The following is a 25,359-nucleotide window of genomic DNA, read 5'->3' as shown; positions in this document are numbered from 1 at the left end:
CGGCGGGGCCGAAGCGAACAGGAGTGATGTGACCTCCACGTCCGGAGGCGCCGGACGCCCGAGTGCCGGCGGCGGTCAGACGACCGCCGCCGGCACTCGGCGTATTCCGGCCGGAGAAGCGGCAGACGGCGGCCCGGCTCGGGGCGCCGCAGGGGACGCCGTCCCGTGGGCGGCGCTCGCAGGGCTCGGTGCCCTCGGAGCGCTCCTCGGGTACCTCGCCAAGTACCCGTGCAGATTCGGGGGCGCGTGGCTGGACGGAGGGCAGTACGCCGCCGCCTGCTACAGCGACGTCTTCCCGCTCTACTACCGGGACGGGCTCGACCAGGGGCTCGTGCCCTACATCGACAAGCCGGTCGAGTACCCCGTGCTCACGGGCGGGCTGATGCACCTGGTCGCGCGCGCGGTGTCCGGGCTGCCCGACCCCCTCACGCGCGCGCTGGCCTATTTCGACGTCACCGCCTTGGTGATGGGGGTGTGCCTGACGGCCACCGTGCTGGCGACAGGGTGGCTCGTCGGCCGCGGGGGAGTGCACCCGCCGGACGGCACCGCATTCGACCGGCGCCGGGCCCTGCTCGCCGGGGGCGTCACCGCGCTCGTGCCCGCGGGGGTGCTCACCGCCTACATCAACTGGGACCACCTGGCCGTCGCCCTCTTCACGGTCGGGCTCGCGCTCTACGCGCGCGGGGACCGGTGGCAGTGGGGCGGGGGAGCGCTCATCGGCCTGGCGGTGGCCGCCAAGTTCTACCCGTTCCTGGTCTTCGGGCCGATCCTCGTCCTCGTCCTGCGCCGCCTCCTCGGGCGCGGCGGGCTCGCCGCCGGGGACCTGCTGCGCCCTCTGGGCGGGGCCGCCGCCGCGTGGGCGGCCGTCAACGCCCCGGTGGCGCTCGCCGCACCCGAAGGGTGGGCCACCTTCTTCGCCTTCAGCAGCGAGCGCGGAACCGACTGGGGGTCGGTCTACTACGTCCTGGGCGGCCACGGCCTCTTCGACAGCGGCGACCACGACCTGGTGAACACCTTCGGCACCGGGGGCCTCGCCGTGGCCTGCGCGCTGATCGCCGTTCTCGGCGTCACGGCCCGCCGCCCGCCCCGCCTGGAACAGCTCCTGCTGCTCACCGTGGCCGCCTTCCTGATCACCAACAAGGTGTGGTCGCCCCAGTTCGTGCTCTGGCTCATCCCGCTCGCGGTGCTCGCCTGGCCGCGGAACCTGGGGACCTGGCCGCCGGTCGCGGCGTTCGCGCTGTGGCAGCTCGCGGAGGTCGGCTACTTCTTCGGGATCTGGCAGCACCTGCTCCACACGACGGCCGCGGCCCAGGGCGCCGACGCCGGGCTGGACTTCGAGGGGTACGCGCTGCTGTCCCTCGGGCGCCTGGTCACCCTGGTGCTGCTGTGCGGGGTGACCGTGGCCGACGTCATGGCGGCGGGGCGCCGGGGCGCTGCGGACCCCGCCGCCGCGCCCGGCTCCCCGCCCGCCGCCGCACCCGGGGCGGAACCCGGGCGCGGTCCGGGGCGAGGGGCCTGGACAGCCCCTGGCGAAGGCGGCGAATCGGCCCCTTGACGGCTGGTAATCTTGGCGTTCGTCTGGCTCAACAGCCCTCCTGCCATGGAGAGACCATGGCCGCGACAGTCCAGAGGAGGTACGACGGCAATGCGTCGTTACGAAGTGATGGTCATCCTCGACCCGAACCTCGATGAGCGCACGGTCGCCCCGTCGCTCGACAAGTTCCTCGCGGTGGTCCGCAACGACGGCGGCTCCGTGGAGAAGGTCGACGTCTGGGGCAAGCGCCGCCTCTCCTACGACATCGAGAAGAACACCGACGGCATCTACGCGGTGATCGACCTGTCGGCCGAGCCCGCCACGGTCAAGGAGCTGGACCGCCAGCTCGGCCTGACCGAGTCCGTCCTGCGCACCAAGGTCCTCCGCCCCGAGGTCCACTAGGTCCGCGCCCGCGTCGGCGCCCCGCACGCCTGATCCGAACCGATAGGAATCCGGAGCCTTCCATGGCAGGCGAGACCCAGATCACGCTCGTCGGCAACCTCGTCGACGACCCTGAGCTGCGATTCACCCCCAGCGGGGCCGCGGTCGCGAACTTCCGCGTCGCCTCCACACCGCGCGTCTTCGACCGCCAGAGCGGCGAGTGGAAGGACGGCGAGGCCATGTTCCTCAGCTGCGCGGTGTGGCGCCAGTACGCGGAGAACGTGGCCGAGAGCCTCCAGCGCGGGATGCGCGTCATCGTCCAGGGGCGCCTGAAGCAGCGCTCCTTCGAGACGAAGGAGGGCGAGAAGCGCACCGTCTTCGAGATCGACGTCGACGAGGTCGGGCCCGCGCTGCGCTACGCCACCGCCAAGGTGGCCCGCACGCAGCGCCAGGGCGGCGGCCAGGGCGGCGGTTTCGGCGGCGGCGGCGGGGGCTTCGGCGGCCAGCAGGGCGGCGGATACGGCAACCAGGGGGGTGCCAGCGGTGGATACGGTGGCGGCCCCCAGGGCGGCCGCTCCGGCCCTCCGGCCGACGACCCCTGGGCGACCAACGGCGGTGGCGGCGGTTTCGGCGGCGGCGGGTTCTCCGACGAGCCCCCGTTCTAGCCCGGCCTCCGCGACGGCCACCCTGTCCGAACTGACCATCCCCGGACCAATCCGGGGCTCTTGACAAAGGAGCACCACGATGGCGAAGCCGGCAGCACGCAAGCCCAAGAAGAAGGTTTGCCTGTTCTGCCAGGAGAAGGCGTCCTACATCGACTACAAGGACACCACTCTGCTGCGCAAGTTCATCTCCGACCGCGGCAAGATCCGTGCGCGCCGTGTCACCGGCAACTGCACGCAGCACCAGCGCGACGTCGCGACGGCGATCAAGAACGCCCGCGAGATGGCGCTGCTGCCCTACACCAGCACCGCTCGCTAAACGGGGAATACCGAGGGAGGTTCTAGTCGTGAAGCTGATTCTGACCCACGAGGTCGACGGTCTCGGTGCCCCCGGCGACGTCGTCGAGGTGAAGGACGGCTACGGCCGCAACTACCTGCTTCCGCGCGGGTTCGCCATCCGGTGGACCCGGGGCGGCCAGAAGCAGATCGACTCCATCCGCCGCGCCCGCCAGGCCCGCGACATCCGCACCCTGGAGGAGGCCGAGCAGATCGCCGAGCGCCTGCGCTCGCTCCGTGTGGAGCTGGCCCGGCGCGCCGGCGACGGCGGCCGCCTGTTCGGGTCGGTCAACGCCGCGGACGTCGCGTCGGCGGTCACGACCGCCGGCGGGCCGCAGGTCGACAAGCGCCGTATCGAGATCCGCAACCCGATCAAGTCGGTCGGCGAGCACAAGGTGCGCATCCGCCTGCACCCTGAGGTCTCGGCCACGATCGCGCTGGAGGTCGTCGGCGACTAGTCCGCCGCGCCCTTCCCGGCCCCGCCCCCGCACCGCGGGGGCGGGGCCTTCGTTCGGACACGCCGCATTGCCGATAGTGATTCTTTGATCACTATTTGTAACTTATCGTGGCCTGTGGGCACGTCGCCCCACAGGAAGGATGAGGCCGATGGGCAGTCACGAGCAGGAGTCCCCGCACCCGATGGGCCTGACCCGGCGCGGGGCGGTCCGGGCCGGAGCCCTGGCCGCCGGAGCGGTGCTGCTCGGCGGCGCGGCGGACCTGGCCGCCCCGGCGCCCGCGCTGGCCGTCGCCGCCCCCAAGGTCTACACCCGCTCCGACTGGGGGGCCCGGCGGCCCAAGCGCTACGCGACCGTCACCGGGGCGCCCGACCACATCGTCGTCCACCACACCGCCACAGGGAACAGCACCGACTACTCCAAGAGCCACGCCGCGGCCCTCTCGCGCGCCATCCAGCGCCACCACATGGACAGCAACGGCTGGGACGACACCGGCCAGCAGTTCACCATCTCCCGCGGCGGCCACATCATGGAGGGCCGCAACCGGAGCCTGGCGGCGGTGCGCGACGGGCGCCACGCCATCGGCGCCCACACCGCGAACCACAACTCGCACACCGTGGGCATCGAGAACGAGGGGCTGTACACCTCGGCCGCGCCCACCAAGGCGCTCATGGCGGCGCTCGCCGACACCTGCGCGTGGCTGTGCCTGGCGTACGGGCTGGACCCGGCCGAGTGCATCGTCGGGCACCGCGACTACAACGCCACGAGCTGTCCGGGGGACCGGCTGTACGGGATGCTGCCCGACCTGCGCAAGAACGTCGCCGCGCGGATGCGCACCGCCCGGGAGCGCATGGAGCTGCTCACCCTGGCCGAACTCCCCGAAGAGCACCTGCCGTCGTACCCGGCGGTGCCGACGGGCGAGCGGGCCGCCCCCTACTACCACGGCCCGGCGCTCGGGGAGCGCGACGCGGTGCGGGCGGCGGACGACGGCGCCGCCGACGGCCCGGAGGAGGACCTCCCCGGGGAGGGCGCCTGAGGCGACCGCCAGGCGGACCGGCCCGGCGCACGCCCCCGGGCCGTCCGGACGCGTCAGGTACGCGTCGACCCCAGCACCACCCACGCACCGCTGCGGGCGCGCAGCCCCAGGGTGAGGCCGCGTGCGGCCATCCACACCCCGAACGCCAGCCACAGCCGCAGCAGCGCGTCGGGGGAGCCCGGGGGCGTCGTCCACAGCACCACGGCGGCGCACGGCAGGAAGGCCAGCATCGTCCAGAAGCTCGCCCAGGCGAGGTAGCGCTGGTCCCCGGCGCCCATCAGAATGCCGTCGAGCACCATCACCACACCGCTCAGCGGCTGCAGGAGCGCCACCACCAGCAGCGCGGAGACGATCAGCGCGGCCACCCCGGCGTCCGAGGTGAACGGGACCGCCGCCCACGGGCGCGCCGCCAGCACCAGCACGGTGAACACGGCGCCGACCATGACGCCCCACTCCACCATGCGGCGGGTGGCGGCCCGCGCCCCCTCGGCGTCCGAGGCGCCCAGGTAGCGGCCGATGATCGCCTGCGCCGCCACCGCGATCGCGTCCATCGCGAACACCAGCAGCGACCAGAGCTGGAAGGCGACCTGTTGGGCGGCGATCTCCTGGTCGCCCATGCGGGCGGCCACCGCGGTGGTGACCACCAGCACCACCCGCAGCGACACCGTGCGGACGAACAGCGCCGCTCCGGCCGCCGCGGACGCCTTCACCCCGGAGGGGTCGGGCGCCAGGGGCACCCCCTCGCGCCGGGCGGCCCGCACCACCACCGCGAGGTAGACCGCGGCGCCGCCCCACTGCGCCACCACCGTCGCCCAGGCCGAACCGGCGATGCCCGTGTCGAGCACGAGCACCAGGAACGCGGCCAGGGCGGCGTTCACCGCGGCGGTGCCGACCGACACCAGCAGGGGCGTGCGGGCGTCCTGCAGCCCGCGCAGCACCCCCGTCCCGGCCATGATGAGCAGCAGCGCGGGTGCGCTGAGCAGGCTGATCCGCAGGTAGGTGAGGGCGTAGGGCGCCACCTCGTCCGAGGCGCCGAGCGCCTCGACCAGCCAGGGGCCGCCGGCGTACCCGGCGGCGGCCGCCGCGGCGCCGATGATCAACGCCAGCCACAGGCCGTCGACCCCGCTGCGCAGCCCTTCGCGCACCTGGCCGGCGCCGAACCGCCGGGAGACCGCGGCGGTGGTGCCGTAGGCCAGGAAGATGCACAGGTTGGCCAGGGTCATCAGGATCTGCCCGGCGACCCCGAGGCCGCCGAGCGGGCGGGTGCCCAGGGTGCCGACGATCGCGGTGTCGGTGAGCAGCAGCAGCGGCTCGGCGATGAGCGCGAAGAAGGTCGGCACGGCGAGGCGGAAGATCTCGCGGTCGTGCGGGTGGCGGAAGGGAGGCGCGGACAGTGGTGCGGACATGGCCCGGCCACGTTACCGGACACGTGTTCGAGGTGGGGGACCGGCGTCCACGGTGTGGCGAACGCCCTGTGGAAAACCTGTGGACGAAGATGTGTGCGGTTTCTTTCACGCACAGGCGGTGTACAAGGTATTCGCAGGTCATACCGTGTGTGCGGGGAGTGCACAGTAGTTATCCACAGGCGTTGTGCACAAGCTATCCGCAGGAACGCCGCAGTCGTCCACAGGATCTCCCCAGCAGCGTCCACAGGCCGCTTTGCCTTGCGGGGTCCGCGGTCGGGACAATCGCTTGGGCCGGTGCAGGCAGGACCGGCCGTCATCAGGGGGAGAGTACGTGAGCGTCGCCGAGCAGCCGTCGGAGCACAGCGGTTTCGACCGCACTCCGCCGCACGACATCCTGGCGGAGCAGAGCGTCCTGGGCGGCATGCTGCTGTCCAAGGACGCCATCACCGAGGTCGTCGAGATCGTGCGCTCCAGCGACTTCTACCGGCCCGCGCACCAGACGGTCTACGACGCGGTCGTGGACCTGTTCTCGCGCGGCGAGCCGGTGGACGCGATCAGCGTCAACGCCGAACTGACCAAGCGCGGCGAGATCGCCCGCGTCGGCGGGGCGCCGTACCTGCACACGCTGACCGAGGCGATCCCGACCGCCGCCAACGCCGGGTACTACGCCCGCATCGTGGCCGACCGGGCGGTGCTGCGCCGCCTGGTCGAGGTGGGCACGCACATCGCCCAGATGGGCTACACCGGCGACGGCGAGGTCGACGACATCGTGGACCAGGCCCAGGCCGAGGTCTTCCGCGTCGCCGAGAAGCGCACCGGCGAGGACTACCTCCCGCTGAGCGACATCATGCCGGGGGCCCTGGACGAGATCGAGGCGATCTCCGCCCACGACGGCTCCATGACCGGCGTCCCGACCGGCTTCACCGACTTCGACCAGCTCACCAACGGCCTCCACGCCGGACAAATGGTCATCATCGCCGCAAGACCGGCAGTAGGCAAAAGTACACTGGCCCTGGATTTCGCGCGCGCCGCGTCCATCAAGAACCAGTTGGCCTCGGTCTTCTTCAGTCTGGAGATGGGGCGCAACGAGATCGTCATGCGCCTGCTCTCCGCCGAGGCGCGGGTGCCGCTGCACACCATGCGCTCCGGGCTGATGACCGACGACGACTGGCAGCGCCTGGCCCGCAGGATGGGCGAGGTCGCCGGGGCGCCGCTCTTCATCGACGACTCCCCGAACATGTCGATGATGGAGATCCGGGCCAAGTGCCGCCGCCTGAAGCAGCAGCACGACCTCAAGCTCGTCATCGTGGACTACCTGCAGCTCATGAGCTCCTCGGGCCGCGTGGAGAGCCGTCAGCAGGAGGTCTCGGAGTTCTCCCGGTCCCTGAAGCTCCTCGCCAAGGAGCTGGAGGTGCCGGTCATCGCGCTCTCCCAGCTCAACCGGGGTCCCGAGCAGAGAACGGACAAAAAGCCCCAAGTCAGCGACCTGCGTGAGTCCGGGTGCCTGACCGCGGGTACACGGATCCTTCGGGCCGACACCGGCGCTGAGACCACCATGGGGGAGCTGTACGCGTCGGGGGAGAAGGACATCCCCGTGTGGGCGCTCGACGAGGGCCTGCGGCTGATCCCGAGAACGATGACCCACGTCTTCTCAAGCGGGGTCAAGGAGACCTTCCGCCTTCGCCTGCGGTCGGGGCGCGAGGTCGAGGCGTCGGCGAACCACCCCTTCCTCGCCTATGAGGGATGGCGGCCGCTCTCAGACCTGGCCGTGGGGGACAGGATCGCCGTTCCCCGGCACACGCCCGCCCCGGAGTCCGCGGAGCGCTGGCCTGAGGCCGAGGTGGTGATGCTCGGCCACCTCATCGGAGACGGCTCGTTCGTCAAGCGCCAGCCCATCCGGTACGCGAGCGCTGACGAGGCCAACCTCAAGGCCGTTGAGCAGGCGGCGTCCCACTTCGGGGTCGCCCCGGTCCGTGACGACTACGAGGAGGCCGGAGCGACCAGCCTTCGGCTGCGGTCGCCCCATCGCCTCACCCACGGAAAGCGGAACCCGATCGCCGAGTGGCTCGACGGGCTCGGCCTGTTCGGCCTGCGCAGCCACGAGAAGTTCGTCCCGCGGCCCGTCTTCGGACTGGCCAACGACCAGGTGGCGCTGTTTCTGCACCACCTGTGGGCCACCGACGGCTGCGTCTTCTGGGACGACAAGGCGGGCCAGGCGAGGATCTACTACGCCTCGACCGGTCGGCGGCTCGTCGACGACGTGGCGGCCCTGCTGCTCCGGTTCAACGTCATGACGCGGTTGAAGAAGGTGAGGAAGGGCGAGTACCGCCCCGGCTACCAGCTGCACATCGTCGGCGGCGAGAACCAGGTGCGCTTCCTCAGGAAGATCGGTGTGCACGGAGAGCGGGCGCTCATGGCCGAGGTGTGCCGGGAGGAGCTCGTCGACCGCTCCTCCAACACCAATCTCGACACGATTCCGGTCCAGGTCTGGGACCGGGTGCGCACGACCCTTGAAGAGAAGGGGATGACCCAGCGTGAGTTCGCGTCGGCCGTGGGGACCCAGTACTGCGGAAGCACCATGTGGAAGCACGCCCCGAGCAGGGAGCGCATGGGACAGGTCGCCCAGGTGCTCGACGATGCGGAGCTGGACCTCGTCGCCACCAACGACGTCTTCTGGGACGAGGTCGCCGAGATCGAACCACTGGGTCCCCAAGAGGTCTTCGATGCGACGGTGCTCGGCGCCCACAATTTCGTGGCAAATGGGATAAATGTGCACAACTCGATCGAGCAGGATGCCGACATGGTGCTCCTGCTCTACCGAGAGGACGTCCACGACAAAGAGTCCCCTCGGGCCGGGGAGGCCGACATCATCGTGGCCAAGCACCGGAACGGTCCCACCGCCGAGGTCACCGTCGCCTTCCAGGGGCACTACAGTCGCTTCGTCGACATGGCGCCCGGGTAGGGGCTTCTCAGGCCCGGCCCGGACGGGCCCACCCGGGGACCCAGACGCCGCTCTCCGGGCGGCCGGGGGAGGAGGGCGCCAGATGGGCGCGCAGCTCCGCCAGGCCGGGGTGCGGGTTGTCGGTGCGCCACACCAGTGAGTGGGGGTAGACCGGCGTCGGGTCGACGATGGGGATGCGGCGCAGGCTGTGGCCGGCGGGCCATGCCAAAGGGGTCTGCTCGCTGACGAACGTGGCCAGCGTCGTGGATCCGGCGATGGTGTCGAGCAGGTGCTCGATTCCGAAGTTCGGGCCGACCGTCTCGATCACGATGCCGAAGGCGGCCGCGAGCTCGTCGTAGTAGGCGGCCCACTCGGTGCCGGGCAGGTTGCCGGGCATCCAGACCCGTCGGCCTGCGAGCCGGGCCGGAGTGACCGCCGCCGCGTCGGCGAACGGGTGCCCCGGCCCGGTGAACAGGTGCAGCGGTTCGTCGAAGACGGGCGCGGCCTCCACACCCTGTGGAAGCCGCCGCCCCGGCATGGTGACGGCCCGGAACGTCGCGTCGATCGTCCCGGCCTGGACGGCGGCGATGGCGGCGTCGAAGTCGAACAGCGTCACGACGTCCAGCGCGGTGCCGGGGTGGGCCAGGTGGAAGCCGCGCAGCAGGCCCGCCAGGGAGAGCCGTCGGCCGATGACGTCGACGCGCAGGGCGCGGCCGCCCGGCCGCACCGAGTCGGCGGCCCGCTGGGCGGCCTGGAGGAACGCCCGGGCGTGGGGCAGGAACGCCTGCCCGTCGATGGTGATCCGTGCGCCGCGCGCGTCCCGGGTGAAGAGCCGGACGCCGAGCTCCGACTCCAGCGCGGCGACGCGCTTGGAGACCGCCTGCGGGGTGATCGACAGGTCGGCGGCGGCCTCTTGGAACTGTCCCGCCTCCACGACGGCGACGAAGGTGCGTACGGCGGCGACGTCCATGCCGCTCATCCTAGGAGGACAACCGATCGTTGTTCGTGGCCGCCGTGTGCGTTGTTTGATCCCAGGCCATCGCGGCCCTTGTGATGGATCCGATCAACGCATGGTTGATCCCCCGCCGTTCCCGGCGGGTGCCACTCGACGGCTCCGGCCGGAGCGCTCTTCGCGAGGAACCCTCATGCCCGATCGCGACCGCCTGTACATCCGCACGCCCGAGTTCGCACGCGTCGCCGAGCGGATCGAGCAGGTGAACACGCTCACCGCACGGCTCAACGCCTTGCCCTACGAGGACAAGGCCGCGCGTGCCGCCCTGTTGGCGGAGATCACGGGCGGGCCCGTCCCCGACTCGGTCACCGTCTACCCGCCCTTCTACAGCCACTACGGGCTCGGCATCGACTTCGGGGAGAAGGTCTTCGTCAACCAGGGCTGCACGTTCATGGACTACACGGGCGGGGGCACGATCCGCCTCGGCGACGGCGTCATGATCGGACCGAAGACCAACCTCATCGCCGCCGACCACCCGTCCCGTCCCGCCCAGCGGAGCGAGTTCCTCACGATGGCGCCCATCACGATCGAGGCCGGGGCATGGCTCGGAGCGGCCGTGACCGTCCTCCCCGGGGTCACCATCGGGCGCGGTGCCGTGGTCGGCGCCGGAACCGTCGTCGCCAAGGACGTGCCGCCCGACACCGTGGTGACCGGCCCGGCCGCGATCGAGCGCAAGCGGTGGAGCGCCTGAACGGCGGGCCGGTCGTCGGCGCCTGTTGGCCCTGAGGCCCGGCCGGACGCGCCGGCGGAGCGGCTGCCGCTGCTGAAGTGAGCGGCCCCCGCCCCGCGCACGGACGAGGGGGACGACGCGGTGCGTCGTCCCCCTCGATCGTCTTCGCCGCGCGTTAATCGCGCGGTGGTCCGGCCCCGGTCAGATCCAGCGGGCCTCCGGCCGCATGCGGCCGTTCGCGTCTTCCACCAGCACCCAGGACATCGCCGGGCGGCGGTCGGTCTCCTCAGAGGCGCGGGGCGCCGGAGGAGTGAGGTCGGCGCGGCGCAGCGCACCGGGTGCGCGGCGCACCACGGTGGGGCGCGTACGGCGCCGGGTCGGAGCGGGGCGGCCGGACTGAGCTGCCATGCCCTGCCTGCGAACCATGGCGGCACCCCTTTCGTCTATCGCAAGAGGCCTTACGTTAACCCCTCGTTCACCTAAGAGTCAACTCAATGTTCCCGATGCCCGGGGCGAACGGGGGGTGCGCGTGCCGTTTTCGCAGCTCACGTTGGACGAAAGAGGCAAGGTGAACAGAAGGTGAACAAACGGGGGACGGCGGGGGAGGGAAGGTGAACGCGGGCTCCCCAGGACGCCCTCGGGCGCACGAAAAAGGCGCCCGCCGTACGGCGGGCGCCCCTCGGCCACCTCGATACCGCGCCGGGCCCTACCCCTTGTCGGGGAAGATCAGCCCGACGACCTCCAGATAGAGCTGCTCGGGGTAGGGCACGAAGTTGATCCGGCTGAGGGCCTGGTCCTGACCGGCCGACTCCATCACGAACGTGCCGTACCCGAGGAAGCGGCCCACCAGGGACCGCTCGAAGCGCATGTCGGTGACCTTGCCGAGCGGCATCATGTTCACCTGGCGGGTGATCAGACCCTGGGTGAGCAGCAGCCTCGCGGAGGTGATCACGAAGTAGTCCACCGACCACTCCGCGACCTTCCAGACGAACCACACCAGCACCAGCAGCCACACCCACCAGATGACGGCCAGCGCGGTCGGCGTGGCGGCCAGCGCCGTGTTGCTCAGGATGCCGGCCATGATGAGGGCGCCCAGGACCAGTGCCACGGGCGTCATCAGCACGGCGGGGTGCCGCCGGATGGTGACGACGTCCTGCTCGTGGGGCAGCAGATATCGGTTGACGGATGCGGGAGCCCGGTTCGTCGAGGCTACGAGCTTCATTGCCGCACGTTCCCTCAGGTCATGCGCTGAGCGCGTTGACGAAGCGCGACAGCGACTCGGCCGCGGACATCAGGCCGCCCAGACCCGTCTGGATGACGCCGGCCGCGCTTTCGGGTTGAGTGAGCAGGTAGAAAGCAACGAAGGCGATGAGGGCGTACCCCAGCCATTTTTTCAACTTGGCCATGACCGACTCCCCAACAAAGCACGCTGACCCACCAACCCAAGGTGATTGTTACACCGACAATCGACCCCGTAAAGCCAGATGCCCGCCTTCGGCGTGGCGTGACGCACGTTGGGCGTGTGGTGCTGGTCACGTTCCGTGCGGGACGGGGCGCGGGGGCGGGCGTCCGGGCGCGGGTCTAGGCGCGCTCCGCGAAGGCCAGGGCGAGCACCTGGAGGTGCTGGCGGGCGATCCGCTCGACCAGGTCGGGGGCGGCCCGGCCGGTGACGTCGAGGGCGCCCTGGCGTGCGGCGCCCACGCATCTGTCGACCGTGGACCGCTCGTGCACGCCGGAGAATTCGGCGCCGAGGCGGTCGGCGACAGGGGTCAGTTCGCGGTCTGCGGTGTCGGTGTGCTCGGGCATCTCACTCCTCGAGGGGCAGGGTGAGCTACGGCGCTCCGTGCTCGGTCGGTGTCGTTCGGTGAGCGCTCCCGGGTGCGGTGGGGCCCGGTTCAGCGGCGCGGTGGGGTGGGGCCGGGTTTCGGTCGGGTCGGGGCAGTGGTCGGGTGCGGGTACCGATCAGGATCACTCTAGGGGGTCACGCCTCCATCTCAGAATCAATTCGACTGGTCAAAGTCGTGTCGTCCACGCGGCTTCGGCGCGCGGCGCGGTACGACGGAGGGGTTCGTCGCACGGACCCCTTCTTCCCCCTTTTCGGTCATTCATTCCGGTCAGGACCGACATATACAAAAAAGCGTCCGTCCCGTGTCGGGACGGACGCACGGCGGACACCGCTCCCCCGGAGGGAGCGGGACGGATCAGACGCAGCCGTACAGGCGGTCGCCGGCGTCGCCGAGGCCGGGGATGATGAAGCCGTTGTCGTCCAGGCGGTCGTCGACCGCGGCGGTGACCACCCGCAGCACCGCGCCGTGGTCCTCGCCCAGCGTCTCGCCGAGGCGGTCCTCCACCGCCGACAACCCCTCGGGCGCGGCCAGCAGGCAGATCGCGGTGACGTGGTCGGCCCCCCGGTCGACCAGCAGCTTGAGCGCCGCGGCCAGGGTGCCGCCGGTGGCCAGCATCGGGTCCAGCACGTAGCACTGGCGGCCGGACAGGTCCTGGGGGAGCCGGTCGGCGTAGGTGGCCGGCTGCAGGGTCTCCTCGTCGCGGGCCATGCCCAGGAACCCGACCTCGGCGGTGGGCAGCAGCCGCGTCATGCCGTCGAGCATGCCCAGCCCCGCCCGCAGGATCGGCACCACCAGCGGGGTGGGGCGGCTGAGCTGCACGCCCTCGGCGGGGCGCAGGGGGGTGTCCACGGTGACCCGGCTGACCCGCACGTCCCGGGTGGCCTCGTAGGTGAGCAGGGTGACCAGCTCGTCGGTGAGCCGCCGGAAGGTGGGCGAATCGGTGCGCACGTCGCGCAGGGTGGTGAGCTTGTGCGCGACCAAGGGGTGGTCGACGACCAGGGTCTCCATTGAACACTCCGGGTGAGCTGCTGAAACGTGCGTGATCCGGCGAACGAGTCTATCCGCGCACGGCACCGCTTCCTCCCGGTGATCACGATCTCTCACATCCGGTTCCTCCCGGTGCCGGATGTCCGATCTAATGGGGGATGCAGGCGCTCCCCGCCGCTCGCGGAGGCGGCGTCCGGGGCTACGATGGCGCGGCCGGGGGGCTTCTGCGATCCTGGCCCGATCACGACCGGCCTGATGGGGTGGCGATGACGGAACTCGACGAGAGCGACGGGCTTCCCGGGGAGGGCGACTTCGCGGCAGTCGCCTACCGCGAAGACGACCTCTGGGATGTCTACCTTCTTCCCGAGGCCCTGACCCGCGACTTCAAGGGGCTGCTGCACGCCCTGCGCCAGCAGCCGAGCATCAGCGGGGCGATCGGACTGGTGTCGGTCGGCGACGACTTCTTCATCATCGCGCGCGTGTACGGGCACGACAACGTGAGCGTGTTCCTGTCGGACGTGACGGCGTCGGTCGACTGGGAGGTCGCCCGCGAGGTGCTGGACTTCCTGGACATCGACGTGCCCGACGACGAGGACCTGGACCAGGTGCTGCCGGCCGGGGACCTGTCGATCCTGGCCGACCTCGGGCTGGAGGAGATGGAGCTGGGCGCCCTGGCGGGCGATCTGGACCTGTACCCCGACGAGGTGCTGGCCAGCGTGTCCGAGCGGCTCGGATTCCAGCAGGCGTTCCAGCGTGCCCTGGACACCATGGGGTAAGGAGCCCCACGACGGCCGTCGGGGAGGGCCCGGCGGGGTCCACAGCGAGCAGCCGGGAGCACCAGGTGTCGGTCTTCTCAGCGGTCTTTTTCCGCGCGTCCGGGGAATGGGGCGCGGCGGAGGTCGACCTCGCGGACGCCGAGGGGGTGGACGACCTCGCCGACGCCATGCGCGACGCGGCGGGGGAGCACGCGCCCGGTGCCGAGAACGGGACGATGGTGCTGCTTCTGGAGGCCGACGACGAGTGGTTCGGCATCGTCCGCCTGGACGACCGGGAGGACCCGCGGGTGTTCCTGTCGGACGCGCGCTTCGTGCACGAGAACGACATGGCGGCGCTGCTGCTGGACAGCGGCCAGATCGAGGCGCCCGAGCAGGTGGAGGGGACGGGGCAGAAGCCGCTGCCGGACCCGGGCGGCGACGCCTCCCTGCTCGACGACCTGGGGACCGCTTCGGGGGACCTGGCGGCGCTCGCGCTGGCCGAGGGGGCGCTCCCGGCGGACGTCCTGGCGGAGGTCGCCGAGCGCGCCGGATTCGCCGACCGGCTGGACGCGTTGAGGACGCCCTGAGACCGCCCGAGGGGTGCCGGGGCGGACGCGCGCAGGCGGCGCGCAGGGGAGGTGCGCACGGGATGCGCACGGCAGTCGTGGAGGGCGCACGGAGGATGGATCGGTGACCGGGGACGGGGCCGCGGGCGTGCCCGGATACGGGGTCGGCCCGCTCATGGACCGCGCCGTCCTGGACGCGGCGCTGATGCGCGCGCTGGAGGAGGGGCGGCGCGCCGCCGACCTGGGCGACGTGCCGGTGGGCGCGGTCGTCCTGGACGAGGGCGGCCGCGTGCTGGCCGTGGGCCGCAACGAGCGCGAGGCGGTCGGCGACCCGACGGCGCATGCCGAGGTGGTGGCGCTGCGGGCGGCGGCGCGTGAGCGCGGCGAGTGGCGGCTGAGCGGCTGCACGCTGGTGGTGACGCTGGAGCCGTGCACGATGTGCGCGGGCGCGGCCGTGCTGTCCCGGGTGGACCGGGTCGTCTACGGGGCGCGCGATCCGAAGGCCGGGGCGGCCGGCTCGATGTGGGACGCCCTGCGCGACCGGCGGCTCAACCACCGCCCGGAGGTGGTCCCGCCGGACCTTGTGGGTCCCGAGGCGGCCGACGCCTGCGCCCGCCTCCTTTCCGATTTCTTCTCCGGGCGACGTTTCAGGTAGAGTCACTCTCGGTGGAGTCGCCTAGTGGCCGAGGGCGCTCGCCTCGAAAGCGAGTGAAGGGCAACCTTCCGTGGGTTCAAATCCCACCTCCACCGCTTCTGGCCCGGGTTCACGCAGGTGAGCCCGGGTCTTTTTCGTGTGCGGGAGGTCCGCGGCGCCATCCGGTACATATCCGGTGCACACGGAGGCCGAGCGTCGTGGGCGGCCTGCGTGCGCCCGCCCTGTGCGCGCCCGCCTCGCGCGTGCTCGCGCCGACGGCCGCCGAAGCGTGTCCACGGCTCCCCCTGGGGCCGCCGGCGGCGTGAACGGCGCGGCCGCCCGAGTGATGTAGGTCATACTCGTCGCCCCCACTTCTTGCGTGGTGCGGTGCGATCGTGACGGTGCGTCATACGTTTCTGAGAAGTCTGAGAACCGCCGTGGACCCTGAGTGGCCGGGGGATTCCGCACGTGTGACGGGTGTTCGCGCATCCGTGCGGTCGTGATTTCGCTCCTCTGGGTGACGGCTTTTCGGAACGTTCGTCTCCCCGGTTGCGGTTGTAACGAAACGGCGGCCTTGGCATGATCCGACGCGCTTTCCGAACCAACGCCCCGCACCCGTCCCCGCTATGACGGGACGTTGAGAGAGAAGACGATCTGATGATCGAACACGCAGCGCTCGGCTGGTGGACCCCCGCACTGGCCTACGGCGTCTCCGTCCTCGGCTCCTTCATCGGGCTGATGTTCGCCACCCGGGCCCGCTCCGCCGACGGCGCCTCCCGTTGGGGCTGGCTCGCCCTGGGCGCCGTCTCCCTCGGCGGCGCCGCCGTGTGGTCCATGCACTTCATCGCGATGATGGGGTTCCGCGTCAACGGAATGGTCATCCGCTACGACCCCCTGCTGACCGTGGTGAGCGCCGCCGTCGCGATCGCCATCATGGCCGCGGCGCTGGCCGTCGCCACACTGTGGCGCACGCTCCCGGCCCTGCTCGCCGGAGGCGCGGCCGCCGGCGCGGGCGTCGTGGCCATGCACTACATGGGCATGGCGTCGATGCGGATGGAAGGCGAGATGCACCATTCCACCGGTTTCGTGGCCGCCGCCTGCGTCATCGCGGTGGTGGCCGCCACGGTCGCCCTGTGGTTCGCCCGGAACCTGAGCAGCAGCGGCTCCATCGTGGCGGCGGCCTTCGTGATGGGGGTGGCGGTGTCGGCCATGCACTACACCGGGATGATGGGCGTCAGCGTCGAGGGCCACGGCGGTTCCATGTCGGATGTTCCCGCGGGGATGTCCGCCCTCGATTTCCTCACCCCGATGATCCTGGGCCCCGGCCTGTTCCTGTCGCTCAGCGCGCTCCTGCTGCTGGCGCTGCCGGAGGAGGAGCGCGGACGGCCGCGGCCGCGCGCCCGGTACGGGGCGGTCCCGGCGGGGCGCGATACTGGGGTGCGGTCCTGACCTGCACCACGCCGAGGGGGCACCGTGAGCGGCGACGTCCGTGAGAACCTGACCTACGAGCTGTTCGGCACCGCCATGCGCGAACTGGCCCAGACCATCGCCGACGACGGCTTCGCGCCCGACATCGTCCTCTCGATCGCCCGCGGCGGCCTGTTCGTCGCCGGAGGGCTCGGCTACGCCCTGGACGTGAAGAACCTGCACGTGATGAACGTGGAGTTCTACACCGGGGTGGGCGAGACCCTGGACATGCCGGTCATGCTCCCGCCGGTGCCCAACGCCGTGGACCTGGGCCGCAAGAAGGTCCTGGTGGCCGACGACGTCGCCGACACCGGCAAGACGCTCAAGCTGGTGCACGACTTCTGCGCCGAGCACGTCGCCGAGGTGCGCAGCGCGGTGATCTACGAGAAGCCGCAGTCGCTGGTCAAGTGCGAGTACGTGTGGAAGCGCACGGACGCCTGGATCAACTTCCCGTGGTCGGTCGAGCCCCCGGTGGTCCGCCGCCAGGGCCAGGTCCTCGACGCCTGAGGACCCGTCCGGCACCCGGCCCCGTCCGGTGGGCCCGGGGGCCGCCGGGGCGCGGCGTCACCCCTGGGCGTAGTGGGCGAGCGTGTCCAGCAGCATGAGCCGCTTGCGGACCAGGTTCCGGGTCACGATCCCCTCGTTCCAGGCGAACGCCCACTGCCCGCGGACCGCCCACTTCATGCTGCCGTCGACCCCCGAGGCGGCGTCGAGCATCCGCGCGGCGAACGCCGGGTGGTCGGTGAACACGCCGCGCTCTTTGCGGCCGCGGGGGGTGTGGGCCACGTGGTGCGGCTGGTGCGGGAACCACCTGGTGACCGGGGTCAGCGCCGCGTGGCGCACCTCCCAGGGGGCGCGCGCGATGACGTCGGGGCAGGGGTGCGGCAGCCGCGCCGCGGTGAACCAGAAGTGGCCGCCGCTGTCCAGGTTGGCCAGCTCGTGGTGCGGGTTGTCGAAGGCGAGCACCCACAGTCCGTTGCGCGGGCCGCTGACGACGTCCTTGATCTCCTCGGGGGCGGCGGGCACCCCGAGCGCCGACAGTTCCGCGAGCGCGGGGGCGAGCCGCGGGGCGTCCTTCCCGCGCGAGGTGAAGTGGAGCCCCTCCTCCCGGGAGAGCTTGACGAGCATCTTGGCCCGGGAGCTGAGGATCTTCCGATCGGCGGCGCCGGTGACCGCATCGGCGGTGGCGTCGGCGGCGACCTCCGCCACACCTCCGAAGATGAAGCTCAAGAGCCCCACTGTCCTCCTTCTGGTCCACGTCCGTCTGTGCCGTACGCGCCGTCGATGCCGTCCGTTCGGCGCATCGGCGCGCCGATCCATGCTTCCGTGCGCTGGGAGGGACGGCAAGAACTTCGACGTGGATCGAAAGTGCCCGGTCGCAGGTGCGCACGGGCGGGCGCCGGGGCGCCGTGTGGGCCGTCGGACCGGCGGAGTGAGAGAGGGGCCGGGACGGGAACCGGGCCCGGACACGAACAAGGCCCCGACCGCGCACCCGGTCGGGGCCTTCGTTCTGCCTCATAGAGGCTGGCGGAGGATACGAGATTCGAACTCGTGAGGGGTTGCCCCCAACACGCTTTCCAATCCCGCACGGCAGCGTTCGGCGCCGTTCAACGGCATGTTGAGCAGGGGCCGCGCGGCGGACGTGGCTCCTGCCGAACGGCGCTGAACGGTGCTGAATGAGACGAAAACTGAGACGAAGCGGCGGCTCTGAGATGCCTCGTGCGGTGCGGTTTTCGGGGCGCGTCCGAGCACCTTCGGTGTCGTCTGTTCGTCGCTCTGCGGGCGCCTGAGCGCCCCGGTCCGTCTCGCCATCGGCTTCGAGTCCGGCGTCGTCCCAGCCTGTGTGCGGGAGCCGGGCGGGGCGCTAGGCCCAGGGGTGTAAATCGGGAGAAAGCGCCCCCGAAAGCCGGGGGGTGAAAGTCGCGGCTTTCAGCCCTGCCGCCTGGGGGAAGGAGGGCGGCCCGCGGGGAGGGGTGAAAGTCTTTCTCGCTCGGCTGCGCGTGGGTGGCGCGCGCGGCGCTAGATGATCTTGTCACGGGGCGGGTGTCACGGCCGTCACGGGCCCTGTCACGCCGGTGTCACGGGCGCCTGTCACGACCCGTGACACGGCCCTGACCTGTAACTCCCTCCCCCGGCCCCCGCCCGCCCCGCACCGGGTGTCACGCGGGGCGAACCGGCCCGGCGAAGCGGGGTTCCCCCGCGCTCCGGCGAGGGGTGTCAGAGGGGGGTGTCACACCCCCGTCAGACCGGGGTGTCAGACCCCTGTCAGAGGGGGTGTCAGAGGGGTCTGACACCCCTGCTGACCTAGGAAAGAGGGGCCGCCCCTCGCCGGGGTGTCAGACGAGCGGCTTCTACGGCTACGCAAGCGGCCCCGACGGGTACCTCGCCGACGCCGTCGGGCAGCGGCACGCCAAGCGTCCCGCCCTGCTACACATAGCACCCCTCGCGTCTCCGGCCGCGCGGCCCCGCCGGAAGCTAGCCATGGGGGGCGGGGCGTGAGCCGGAGTGGGGTTCGCCCGCCGCGGGGCGCGTGGTGATCGCTAGCCATGAGGGGGCGTTAGGAGGCGTTAGCCACCCCCGTTAGTCCGGGGCCGTTAGGCCCTTCCACCTGGGGGAAGGAGAGCGGCCGCCGCACGGCCCGTTAGCCCTAACGCCCCTCGGACGGCGACCGGCCCGGAACGGCGAGAACCCCAGCTACGGCTACGGGGCGGGAGGTCGCCCCCGCCCCGGCTTCCCGCAAGTCCGCCACAGCCGCCACAGCCGCAACGCCGCTGGTCAAGGGCCGGTTTCCTGTGGCGGATGTGTGGCGTGTGGCGGATGCCGGGCCGCCACAGGAGGCATCTAGTCGGTGAGCGCCCGAGCGAGGTCGCGCATGTGCTCCGTGATGACGTCGGCACTGAGTGCCTGGAACTCGTCGCGCTTTCCGGGCCGGTTGGCATAGCCAACAGCCACCGCGCCCACGGCGTGCGCCGCTTCGATATCGGTTGTTGAGTCACCAATGAGGATGCTTGTTGCCGGATTCGCTTCGAGCGCCTTCAGTGCCAGTCGAGGCAGGTGCGGGTCCGGTTTCATGAGCAGGGGTGATGCCTTGTCTCGCCCGATGACCAGCTTGACCAGGTGTGCGAGGTCCTGCTTGTCGAGGAAGGAGCGAACGGCTTCTGGTGAGTTATTGCTGACCACGGCCAGGGGGCGACCCGTCGAAGCACAGGCGCGCATGAACTCGATTGCACCTGCTGTCGGAGTCGCCATAGCTACCGAGCTGACCTCAGCAGACGTGAGCAGCGCCTCTGCGTCCTGGTGGTACTCCGGTGCGACTTCCCAGAGCCCGAGCAATACCTTCATCGGGTCGTCTTCAGAGCGGAGCGACTCCGGCAAGGCAACGCCCTGCCCGATGGCGGCGGCCCGTAGAGACTCCGCGGCTTCAGGTGCCGGGTAGCCAGCGAAGGCGCTGCATACGGGGCCGTCGAAGTCCAGAAGGACGTACCGGCTGCGCTGTAGCGTCTCCACGTCGGAGGCGTTCACTCGCCCCGCTCCTTCGCGACGGTCGACCAGATGCTGTCGAACCACATCTGCGACTGCGAGACGTACTGCGATCCCGCGGATTCGGGGTCTTCGTCGGCGGCATGGTGGAAGAGCACAGCGTCTCGCCCCATGAGGTCGTAGATATCGACCTTCTCGCCCCCGGCCACCACGGTGTTCTCCTTCACCGGGTAGAAGCCGAAGAAGATCTCTGCCTGATTGATGATGTACAGCTTGAACATCGAGGCCACGGGGTAGACGCGCGTCTCAACCGCGGCCTTTTGAACGAGCCCGAGCGTCTCCAGTTCGCCAACCGAGTCTTCGATGCCCTGGGTGTTCCGGAGCATGATGTTGGTCATGCGCTCCCTGACAGCCGGGTCGTCTTCTCCGGTGTCGGTACGGACAGGGAGTCCCATGGGCATCCGCATGTCCGGGACAAGCACGCGAATCGAGATGCTCTCAGGGGCGAGGCGACCGTGCCGGACCTTGTCCAGCGGTTCCTGTAGGGCGCCATGCAGGGTCTCGCCCCCGAATCCGGCGAAGTCGATGGTCACCTTCGGTTCGGTGAAGGCGCGTTCAATGTGAGGGCGGAGACCGGCAGGGCGTTCGGTCCGCTCTCGGACGAAGACCCCGCGGCCTTGCTGCGAGAGGACCAGCCCTTCGTCCCGAAGGAGTCGGATCGCTTGCTGGATGGTCATGCGGGCGACGCCGTACGTCTTGGCCAGCTCCGGACCTGACGGAAGCTTCTCGCCTGGTTCGAACTTGCGCGTGAGGATGGCGGCGCGCAGGGCGCTCGCTACCTGCTGAAACGGCGGGCGCGGGTCCTCCGGGTCGATGCTCATGGTCCCAGCGTAAGTCACCTGTCTAGGCCGCCTAGGAAGAAAAATCGCCGATCCTCTTGACTCCTCTAGCTTGGCTAGCCAAGCTAGGCGACATAGGGCGAACGGTATCGGACGACACCGGCCGTTCACGACCGACAGCTTGGGGAACAGCGCATGACTGCCTTGCTCGATGCTCCGACCGCCCCCGCCGACGACACCGCCGACCTCATCCGCTGGGCAGCATCGCTCCCGATGGGGGAGCGGAACCTGGCACTGGCCGCTTCCGACATGCCCACCGACCCGGACGCCCGCGACGCCGCCATGGGGAAGGCGGCCGACCAGCGGGCCGCGGTGACCGCCCGGTGGATCGCCCAGGGCGCCGAACGGCTCGGGGGAGAGGTCGCGCTGTGGAAGCTCGACCACCACTGGGGCATCCTCAACCGGCACGCGCTGCGCACCGGCGACTGGGAGAGCGCGGAGCGCTTCAAGGACGGCTACGGCGGTGAGCGCCTGGACGTCGCGATCGTGTCGAACCTGGGCAAGGCGGCGGGGCTGGACACCCACCCCGGCCCGCAGGTGGTGCTCTACACCCCCGACGCCGACGACGACGCACTGATGTGGGGCAACCCGGTGCCGCTGCGAGAGGCGCGCCTGCGCGCGCAGGCGGTCAACGCCGACCTGGTGCCCTACGCCGACGGCTACACCCTCGCCGCCCGCCCCCACCGGCCCCTGCCCGTCACGAGGGAGCCGGAGCGCCTGCTGGCCCCGCCCTTTCCGCGCGGCGGTGAGCCCGTGCGCGCTGGCGCCCCCGAATGAATCCGCCCCCGGCACAGCGTCTTCTCCGCCAAGATCCGCCGCTGTGCCGGGGCCCCTTCGACCCGCCCGAGGAACCCCGGACAGGGAGGTACACCCATGATGCCCCACAGCAGGCGACCGGCAACCGCCCCGGACGCCGCTCCCGCTGCCGCTGCCGCCGGTGCGCGGCAGCGGCGCCAAGGCGGTGCCGCATGAGCGCGACGGCTTCCGCCCACGACGGCAGCACCACCGGCAGGACTTCCGGGACGGGGCGGCTGGTCCCGTGGGTCGCCTTCATCACCGGCGCGGCGGTGAGCATCGGCGCGAACATCCTGCACGCCACCTCCGGCGGCAGGGCGGTTGATGCCGGGCAGGTCGTGGCCGCGGCGTGGGCGCCGATCGCGCTTCTGCTCGTTGCCGAGATGGTCACCCGCACCCGGCAGAGCGGCGCCTGGTGGATCGTGGCTCTGCGGTGGCTGGGGACGGCCGTGGTCGCCGCGGTGGCCGCGATCGTGTCCTACGGCCACATGCGCGACCTTCTGCTGTCCTACGGCGAATCGGCCCTGGTGGCCTACCTGCTCCCGTTGAGCGTGGACGGGCTGATCCTGGTCGCCAGCATCGCTCTGGCCCCGGTACCGGCACCCGCCCCCGAACCGCTCCGGCAGGAGACCGGCACCCCCGCCGACGACCCTCGGCAGGAGCGGCAGGCGGCCCCGGAACCGGTTCCCGAACCGGCCGGGTGGAACATGCCTGCCCCCGCTGCTGGCGCCCCGCACGGGCATCCTGCCGCGCCGGTTGCCGCTGCGGCGGCACACCCGCCCCAAGAGGCGGCACCACTGCCGGACGCGGCGGAAGCGCTGCCGGAGGCGGCGGCAGAGCCGCCCGCCCCCGCCCTCGACGAATCCGCCGGCGCCTGTGACCCGGAGGGCCCCGGGACCCCCGCCGACGGCACCGCCGCCGACCTGCCGGAAGCGCCGGAGCTGTCCACGGAAGAGGCCGCCGCCCGCGCGGCAGAGCTCATCACCGCCGCCGAACACGCCGGACGGGAGATCACCGGCGCGTTCATCGGCCGCGAGTGCGGCCGCTCCGAGCGGTGGGGCCGCGACCAGATCCGCAAGCACCGCACCACCCCCGCCGACGACGGCGCGCCCTCGCCGCTGGCCCTGGTTCCTGACACCCGCGCGCACAGCGCCTAACCACACCCCCGAGACCCGCCCGTGAGGAGGGCCGACCATGCCCGCTGACCAGTTCGCCGCCCTGACCGTGTTCCTCGTGGTGATCCCCGTAGCCGCGACCGTCCTGGTCGCCGCGTGCGGCCTGTGGTGGACCTGACCACACCCCCGGACCCGCCTTCGCAAGAGGAGACGACCATGCCCGCTGACCGGCTCGCCCCCCTGCTCCTGTTCCACCTGATCCTCCTGACCGCCGTCTGTGTCCAGGCCTGGACCTGACCCGACCCCACCGCTCCGCCGCGGGCCCACCCGCCCGCGGCGGGGCCCTTCCAAGACTCCTCACCAGTGATGGGAGACCAGCCGTGCCCCTGCCCGAGAAGCCCGACATGAACCAGGTCGTGACCATCAAGCGCGGCGACCTTCGCCTGTTCCAACAGCACGTGAACACCGTGGCCACCGCCGACGACCCCACCGCCGCCGCCTGCGAGGCCGCCTACATGCTCGCCCCGCTGGCCGCATCCGACCGGCTCCCGCGCCGCGCGGTCATCTGGGCCCTGTACGCCACCGCCGTACACCGGGGCGCCGACCCCGAACACGTCGCAGCACGGGTGATGGCCCGCATCAACGCCGCCGCGAATTGAAGGGCCCCGCCGTGACCGACACCCACACCCGACCAGCCCCAGAACGCACCGACGGCCACGTGCTCGATGAGGTGGAAGCGTTCATGCGCCGGTTCGTGGCCTTCCCCAGCGAGGCCGCCGTGGTCGCCACCGTACTCTGGGCCGCCCACGCCCACCTTCTCGACTGCTTCAGTTCCACACCCCGTCTGGCGTTCCTCTCGCCCGAACCGGGCTCGGGCAAGACCCGGGCCCTGGAGATCCTGACGACCCTGGTCCCGCGCCCGATGCTCACCGTCAACGCCACCACCGCCGCGATCTTCCGCAAGGTCTCCGACCAGGAGAGGCGGCCCACAATCCTCTTCGACGAGATCGACACCGTGTTCGGCCCCAAGGCCAAGGAGAACGAGGAACTGCGCGGCCTGCTGAACGCGGGCAACCGCCGCTCGGGGGTCACCCACCGGTGCGTGGGAGACGGCTCGAACCAGGAATCGGTCGCCTTCCCCGCCTACGCCGCCCTGGCCCTGGCCGGTCTGGGGGAGCTGCCCGACACCATCCTGACCCGGTCGGTCATCATCCGCATGCGCAGGCGCGCCCCCGGCGAGAAGGTAGAGCCCTACCGCGAGCGGCTGCACGAGCCGATCGGGCACGAGCTGAACACCCGCCTTGCCGCATGGGCCCGCTCTCTGCCCGAGGACTTCCAGGACGCCTTCCCCGAGATGCCCGAAGGGGTCACCGACCGGCCCGCCGACGTGTGGGAGCCGCTGCTCATGGTCGCCGACGCCGCGGGCGGCACCTGGCCCCAGCGGGCGCGGGACGCGTGCTCGGAGTTGGTCGGGGCCTCCCAAGACCCGGGCAAGGTCTCCCTCGGAGTGCGGCTGCTGGCCGACGTGCGCACCGCCTTCGCCGGGGCCGACAAGATGGGCACCGAAGCGCTGCTGGAGGCGCTGTGCGCCATGGAGGACGCCCCCTGGGCAGAGATCGGCGCCGGGGGCAAGCCCATCGACTCGCGGCGCCTGTCGCGGATGCTGGGCAAGTACCCCACCGCCGAAGGCGCCCCCATCAAGCCCCGCACGGTGCGCCTGCCCGACGGCACCACCCCCAAGGGCTACACCGCCGACGACCTGGCGGACGCATGGGCGCGGTACCTACCCCCCATGGCTAGCCAGAAGGGGGCGGACGGCGCCTGTGGCGGTCCGGTATCCGCCACACGCCACATATCCGCCACAGAAAACCGGCCGTTGACCAGCGGCGTTGCGGCTGTGGCGGACGTGGCGGACTCGCGGGAGACCGGGGCGGGCGCCGCCCGGGCACCGGTCGAATCCGGCACCTGCCCTACTTGCCACCGCACCTTCCGCCGGTACCAGCGCGGCACTGGCTACGGCTCCCAGTGCGCCTCGTGCGCTCTGGGAGTCCCCCCGACCCAGACCGCGTCGTCGGCCTGAACCGGCCTTCCACCGATTCCGAACACGACGCGGCCCCGGCGCTAGCCGCCAAGCACACCGCCGGGGCCGCACTCCCCGAAAGGAGCACCACCATCATGCAGCCCGTCACCACGGACAAGAAGCTGCTTCGCGTCGAAGAGGCGGCGAAGCTGCTGGGCATCGGCCGGACCCGCGCCTTCGAGCTGATCAAGGACGGGCGCCTTCGCTCCGTCAAGCTCGGCAAGACCCGCCTCGTTCCCGCCAAGGCCCTTGACGAGTTCGTTGAGCTGCTGCTCTCCGAGAGCACCGACGCGGCCTGATC

The 25,359-nt window shown here is 71.3% G+C and carries 29 protein-coding genes and 1 tRNA gene; 20 read left to right on the top strand and 10 right to left on the bottom strand.

The window, feature by feature from the left end; translation table 11 throughout:
- The first annotated feature begins 28 nt into the window (after window positions 1–28).
- The 6 genes from O4U47_RS16740 (at window position 29) to O4U47_RS16715 (ending at window position 4,404) form a co-directional block, all read left to right on the top strand.
- A complete protein-coding gene (locus tag O4U47_RS16740) occupies window positions 29–1,555 on the top strand; it encodes a glycosyltransferase family 87 protein (RefSeq protein ID WP_270678802.1) in 1,527 nt (508 codons plus the stop codon).
- 90 nt (window positions 1,556–1,645) lie between these two features.
- Window positions 1,646–1,936 carry a 30S ribosomal protein S6 gene (gene rpsF, locus O4U47_RS16735; protein WP_270678801.1) on the top strand — a complete coding sequence of 97 codons (291 nt, stop codon included), beginning with the start codon at window positions 1,646–1,648 and terminating at the stop codon, window positions 1,934–1,936.
- 62 nt (window positions 1,937–1,998) lie between these two features.
- Entirely contained in the window at window positions 1,999–2,580 is a 582-nt protein-coding gene (locus O4U47_RS16730) for a single-stranded DNA-binding protein (protein WP_270678800.1), read from the top strand.
- Between the two features lie 79 nt (window positions 2,581–2,659).
- On the top strand, window positions 2,660–2,896 hold the full coding sequence (gene rpsR, locus O4U47_RS16725) for a 30S ribosomal protein S18 (protein WP_017539584.1): 237 nt from the start codon (window positions 2,660–2,662) through the stop codon (window positions 2,894–2,896).
- A gap of 28 nt (window positions 2,897–2,924) precedes the next feature.
- Window positions 2,925–3,371: a 50S ribosomal protein L9 gene (gene rplI / locus O4U47_RS16720; protein WP_270678799.1), complete on the top strand. Its 447-nt coding sequence runs from the start codon at window positions 2,925–2,927 to the stop codon at window positions 3,369–3,371.
- A gap of 148 nt (window positions 3,372–3,519) precedes the next feature.
- Window positions 3,520–4,404 (top strand): peptidoglycan recognition protein family protein, encoded by an 885-nt coding sequence (locus tag O4U47_RS16715; protein WP_270678798.1) that lies wholly within the window; start codon window positions 3,520–3,522, stop codon window positions 4,402–4,404.
- Between the two features lie 53 nt (window positions 4,405–4,457).
- On the opposite strand, the gene O4U47_RS16710 is transcribed toward O4U47_RS16715, so the two are convergent.
- Window positions 4,458–5,810 (bottom strand): MATE family efflux transporter, encoded by a 1,353-nt coding sequence (locus O4U47_RS16710; RefSeq protein WP_270678797.1) that lies wholly within the window; start codon window positions 5,808–5,810, stop codon window positions 4,458–4,460.
- 331 nt (window positions 5,811–6,141) lie between these two features.
- Between O4U47_RS16710 and O4U47_RS16705 the strand changes: the two genes are divergently transcribed.
- Entirely contained in the window at window positions 6,142–8,772 is a 2,631-nt protein-coding gene (locus O4U47_RS16705) for a replicative DNA helicase (RefSeq protein WP_270678796.1), read from the top strand.
- A gap of 7 nt (window positions 8,773–8,779) precedes the next feature.
- Here the strand turns inward: O4U47_RS16705 and O4U47_RS16700 are convergent, their stop codons facing one another.
- The gene (locus O4U47_RS16700) at window positions 8,780–9,730 is read right to left on the bottom strand and encodes a LysR family transcriptional regulator (RefSeq protein ID WP_270678795.1); all 951 of its coding nucleotides are present in this window, start codon (window positions 9,728–9,730) and stop codon (window positions 8,780–8,782) included.
- Between the two features lie 166 nt (window positions 9,731–9,896).
- Here O4U47_RS16700 and O4U47_RS16695 point away from each other — a divergent pair, with 166 nt between their 5' ends.
- The gene (locus O4U47_RS16695; protein WP_270678794.1) at window positions 9,897–10,454 is read left to right on the top strand and encodes a sugar O-acetyltransferase; all 558 of its coding nucleotides are present in this window, start codon (window positions 9,897–9,899) and stop codon (window positions 10,452–10,454) included.
- A 180-nt stretch (window positions 10,455–10,634) separates the two neighbouring features.
- Here the strand turns inward: O4U47_RS16695 and O4U47_RS16690 are convergent, their stop codons facing one another.
- The 5 genes from O4U47_RS16690 to upp form a co-directional block, all read right to left on the bottom strand.
- Complete coding sequence (locus tag O4U47_RS16690; RefSeq protein ID WP_270678793.1) at window positions 10,635–10,841, bottom strand: hypothetical protein; 207 nt, start codon at window positions 10,839–10,841, stop codon at window positions 10,635–10,637.
- A gap of 298 nt (window positions 10,842–11,139) precedes the next feature.
- Window positions 11,140–11,655: a PH domain-containing protein gene (locus O4U47_RS16685; RefSeq protein ID WP_270678792.1), complete on the bottom strand. Its 516-nt coding sequence runs from the start codon at window positions 11,653–11,655 to the stop codon at window positions 11,140–11,142.
- 19 nt (window positions 11,656–11,674) lie between these two features.
- Complete coding sequence (locus O4U47_RS16680) at window positions 11,675–11,839, bottom strand: hypothetical protein (protein WP_017539576.1); 165 nt, start codon at window positions 11,837–11,839, stop codon at window positions 11,675–11,677.
- Between the two features lie 175 nt (window positions 11,840–12,014).
- Entirely contained in the window at window positions 12,015–12,239 is a 225-nt protein-coding gene (locus O4U47_RS16675) for a hypothetical protein (RefSeq protein ID WP_270678791.1), read from the bottom strand.
- Window positions 12,240–12,634: 395 nt separating this feature from the next.
- Window positions 12,635–13,288 carry a uracil phosphoribosyltransferase gene (gene upp / locus O4U47_RS16670; protein WP_270678790.1) on the bottom strand — a complete coding sequence of 218 codons (654 nt, stop codon included), beginning with the start codon at window positions 13,286–13,288 and terminating at the stop codon, window positions 12,635–12,637.
- A 245-nt stretch (window positions 13,289–13,533) separates the two neighbouring features.
- Between upp and O4U47_RS16665 the strand changes: the two genes are divergently transcribed.
- From O4U47_RS16665 to O4U47_RS16640, 6 genes are all read left to right on the top strand, one after another.
- A complete protein-coding gene (locus tag O4U47_RS16665; RefSeq protein ID WP_270678789.1) occupies window positions 13,534–14,043 on the top strand; it encodes a tRNA adenosine deaminase-associated protein in 510 nt (169 codons plus the stop codon).
- Window positions 14,044–14,108: 65 nt separating this feature from the next.
- Entirely contained in the window at window positions 14,109–14,609 is a 501-nt protein-coding gene (locus O4U47_RS16660; RefSeq protein WP_270678788.1) for a tRNA adenosine deaminase-associated protein, read from the top strand.
- A gap of 154 nt (window positions 14,610–14,763) precedes the next feature.
- Window positions 14,764–15,243, top strand: coding sequence for a nucleoside deaminase (locus O4U47_RS16655; protein WP_270678821.1), 480 nt, complete (start codon window positions 14,764–14,766; stop codon window positions 15,241–15,243).
- Between the two features lie 10 nt (window positions 15,244–15,253).
- Window positions 15,254–15,338: transfer RNA gene (locus O4U47_RS16650), tRNA-Ser, on the top strand.
- 541 nt (window positions 15,339–15,879) lie between these two features.
- Window positions 15,880–16,671: an MHYT domain-containing protein gene (locus O4U47_RS16645; protein ID WP_270678787.1), complete on the top strand. Its 792-nt coding sequence runs from the start codon at window positions 15,880–15,882 to the stop codon at window positions 16,669–16,671.
- Window positions 16,672–16,746: 75 nt separating this feature from the next.
- Entirely contained in the window at window positions 16,747–17,196 is a 450-nt protein-coding gene (locus O4U47_RS16640) for a phosphoribosyltransferase (protein WP_270678820.1), read from the top strand.
- 57 nt (window positions 17,197–17,253) lie between these two features.
- Here O4U47_RS16640 and O4U47_RS16635 read toward each other — a convergent pair whose 3' ends face one another.
- From O4U47_RS16635 to O4U47_RS16625, 3 genes are all read right to left on the bottom strand, one after another.
- Complete coding sequence (locus O4U47_RS16635; protein WP_270678786.1) at window positions 17,254–17,928, bottom strand: hypothetical protein; 675 nt, start codon at window positions 17,926–17,928, stop codon at window positions 17,254–17,256.
- 1,602 nt (window positions 17,929–19,530) lie between these two features.
- Window positions 19,531–20,211, bottom strand: coding sequence for an HAD family hydrolase (locus O4U47_RS16630; RefSeq protein WP_270678785.1), 681 nt, complete (start codon window positions 20,209–20,211; stop codon window positions 19,531–19,533).
- Window positions 20,208–21,050 (bottom strand): GntR family transcriptional regulator, encoded by an 843-nt coding sequence (locus tag O4U47_RS16625; protein WP_270678784.1) that lies wholly within the window; start codon window positions 21,048–21,050, stop codon window positions 20,208–20,210. The genes O4U47_RS16630 and O4U47_RS16625 overlap by 4 nt, the downstream gene beginning before the upstream one ends.
- Before the next feature lie 153 nt (window positions 21,051–21,203).
- Between O4U47_RS16625 and O4U47_RS16620 the strand changes: the two genes are divergently transcribed.
- The 6 genes from O4U47_RS16620 (at window position 21,204) to O4U47_RS16595 (ending at window position 25,357) form a co-directional block, all read left to right on the top strand.
- On the top strand, window positions 21,204–21,845 hold the full coding sequence (locus tag O4U47_RS16620) for a hypothetical protein (protein WP_270678783.1): 642 nt from the start codon (window positions 21,204–21,206) through the stop codon (window positions 21,843–21,845).
- Window positions 21,846–22,036: 191 nt separating this feature from the next.
- Window positions 22,037–23,020, top strand: coding sequence for a DUF2637 domain-containing protein (locus O4U47_RS16615; RefSeq protein WP_270678782.1), 984 nt, complete (start codon window positions 22,037–22,039; stop codon window positions 23,018–23,020).
- A gap of 126 nt (window positions 23,021–23,146) precedes the next feature.
- Window positions 23,147–23,275 (top strand): hypothetical protein, encoded by a 129-nt coding sequence (locus O4U47_RS16610; RefSeq protein WP_270678781.1) that lies wholly within the window; start codon window positions 23,147–23,149, stop codon window positions 23,273–23,275.
- Window positions 23,276–23,358: 83 nt separating this feature from the next.
- Window positions 23,359–23,637, top strand: coding sequence for a hypothetical protein (locus tag O4U47_RS16605; protein ID WP_270678780.1), 279 nt, complete (start codon window positions 23,359–23,361; stop codon window positions 23,635–23,637).
- A gap of 11 nt (window positions 23,638–23,648) precedes the next feature.
- Window positions 23,649–25,058, top strand: a complete 1,410-nt coding sequence (locus O4U47_RS16600) for a DUF3631 domain-containing protein (RefSeq protein WP_270678779.1) — start codon at window positions 23,649–23,651, stop codon at window positions 25,056–25,058.
- A gap of 95 nt (window positions 25,059–25,153) precedes the next feature.
- Window positions 25,154–25,357, top strand: coding sequence for an excisionase family DNA-binding protein (locus tag O4U47_RS16595; RefSeq protein WP_270678778.1), 204 nt, complete (start codon window positions 25,154–25,156; stop codon window positions 25,355–25,357).
- Window positions 25,358–25,359: the final 2 nt, after the last annotated feature.

This window comes from Nocardiopsis suaedae (assembly GCF_027706745.1).
Taxonomy (GTDB): Bacteria; Actinomycetota; Actinomycetes; order Streptosporangiales; family Streptosporangiaceae; genus Nocardiopsis_A; species Nocardiopsis_A suaedae.
The sequence above is the reverse complement of the archived record's forward strand: the minus strand, read 5'-3'. Positions and strand labels throughout refer to the sequence as shown.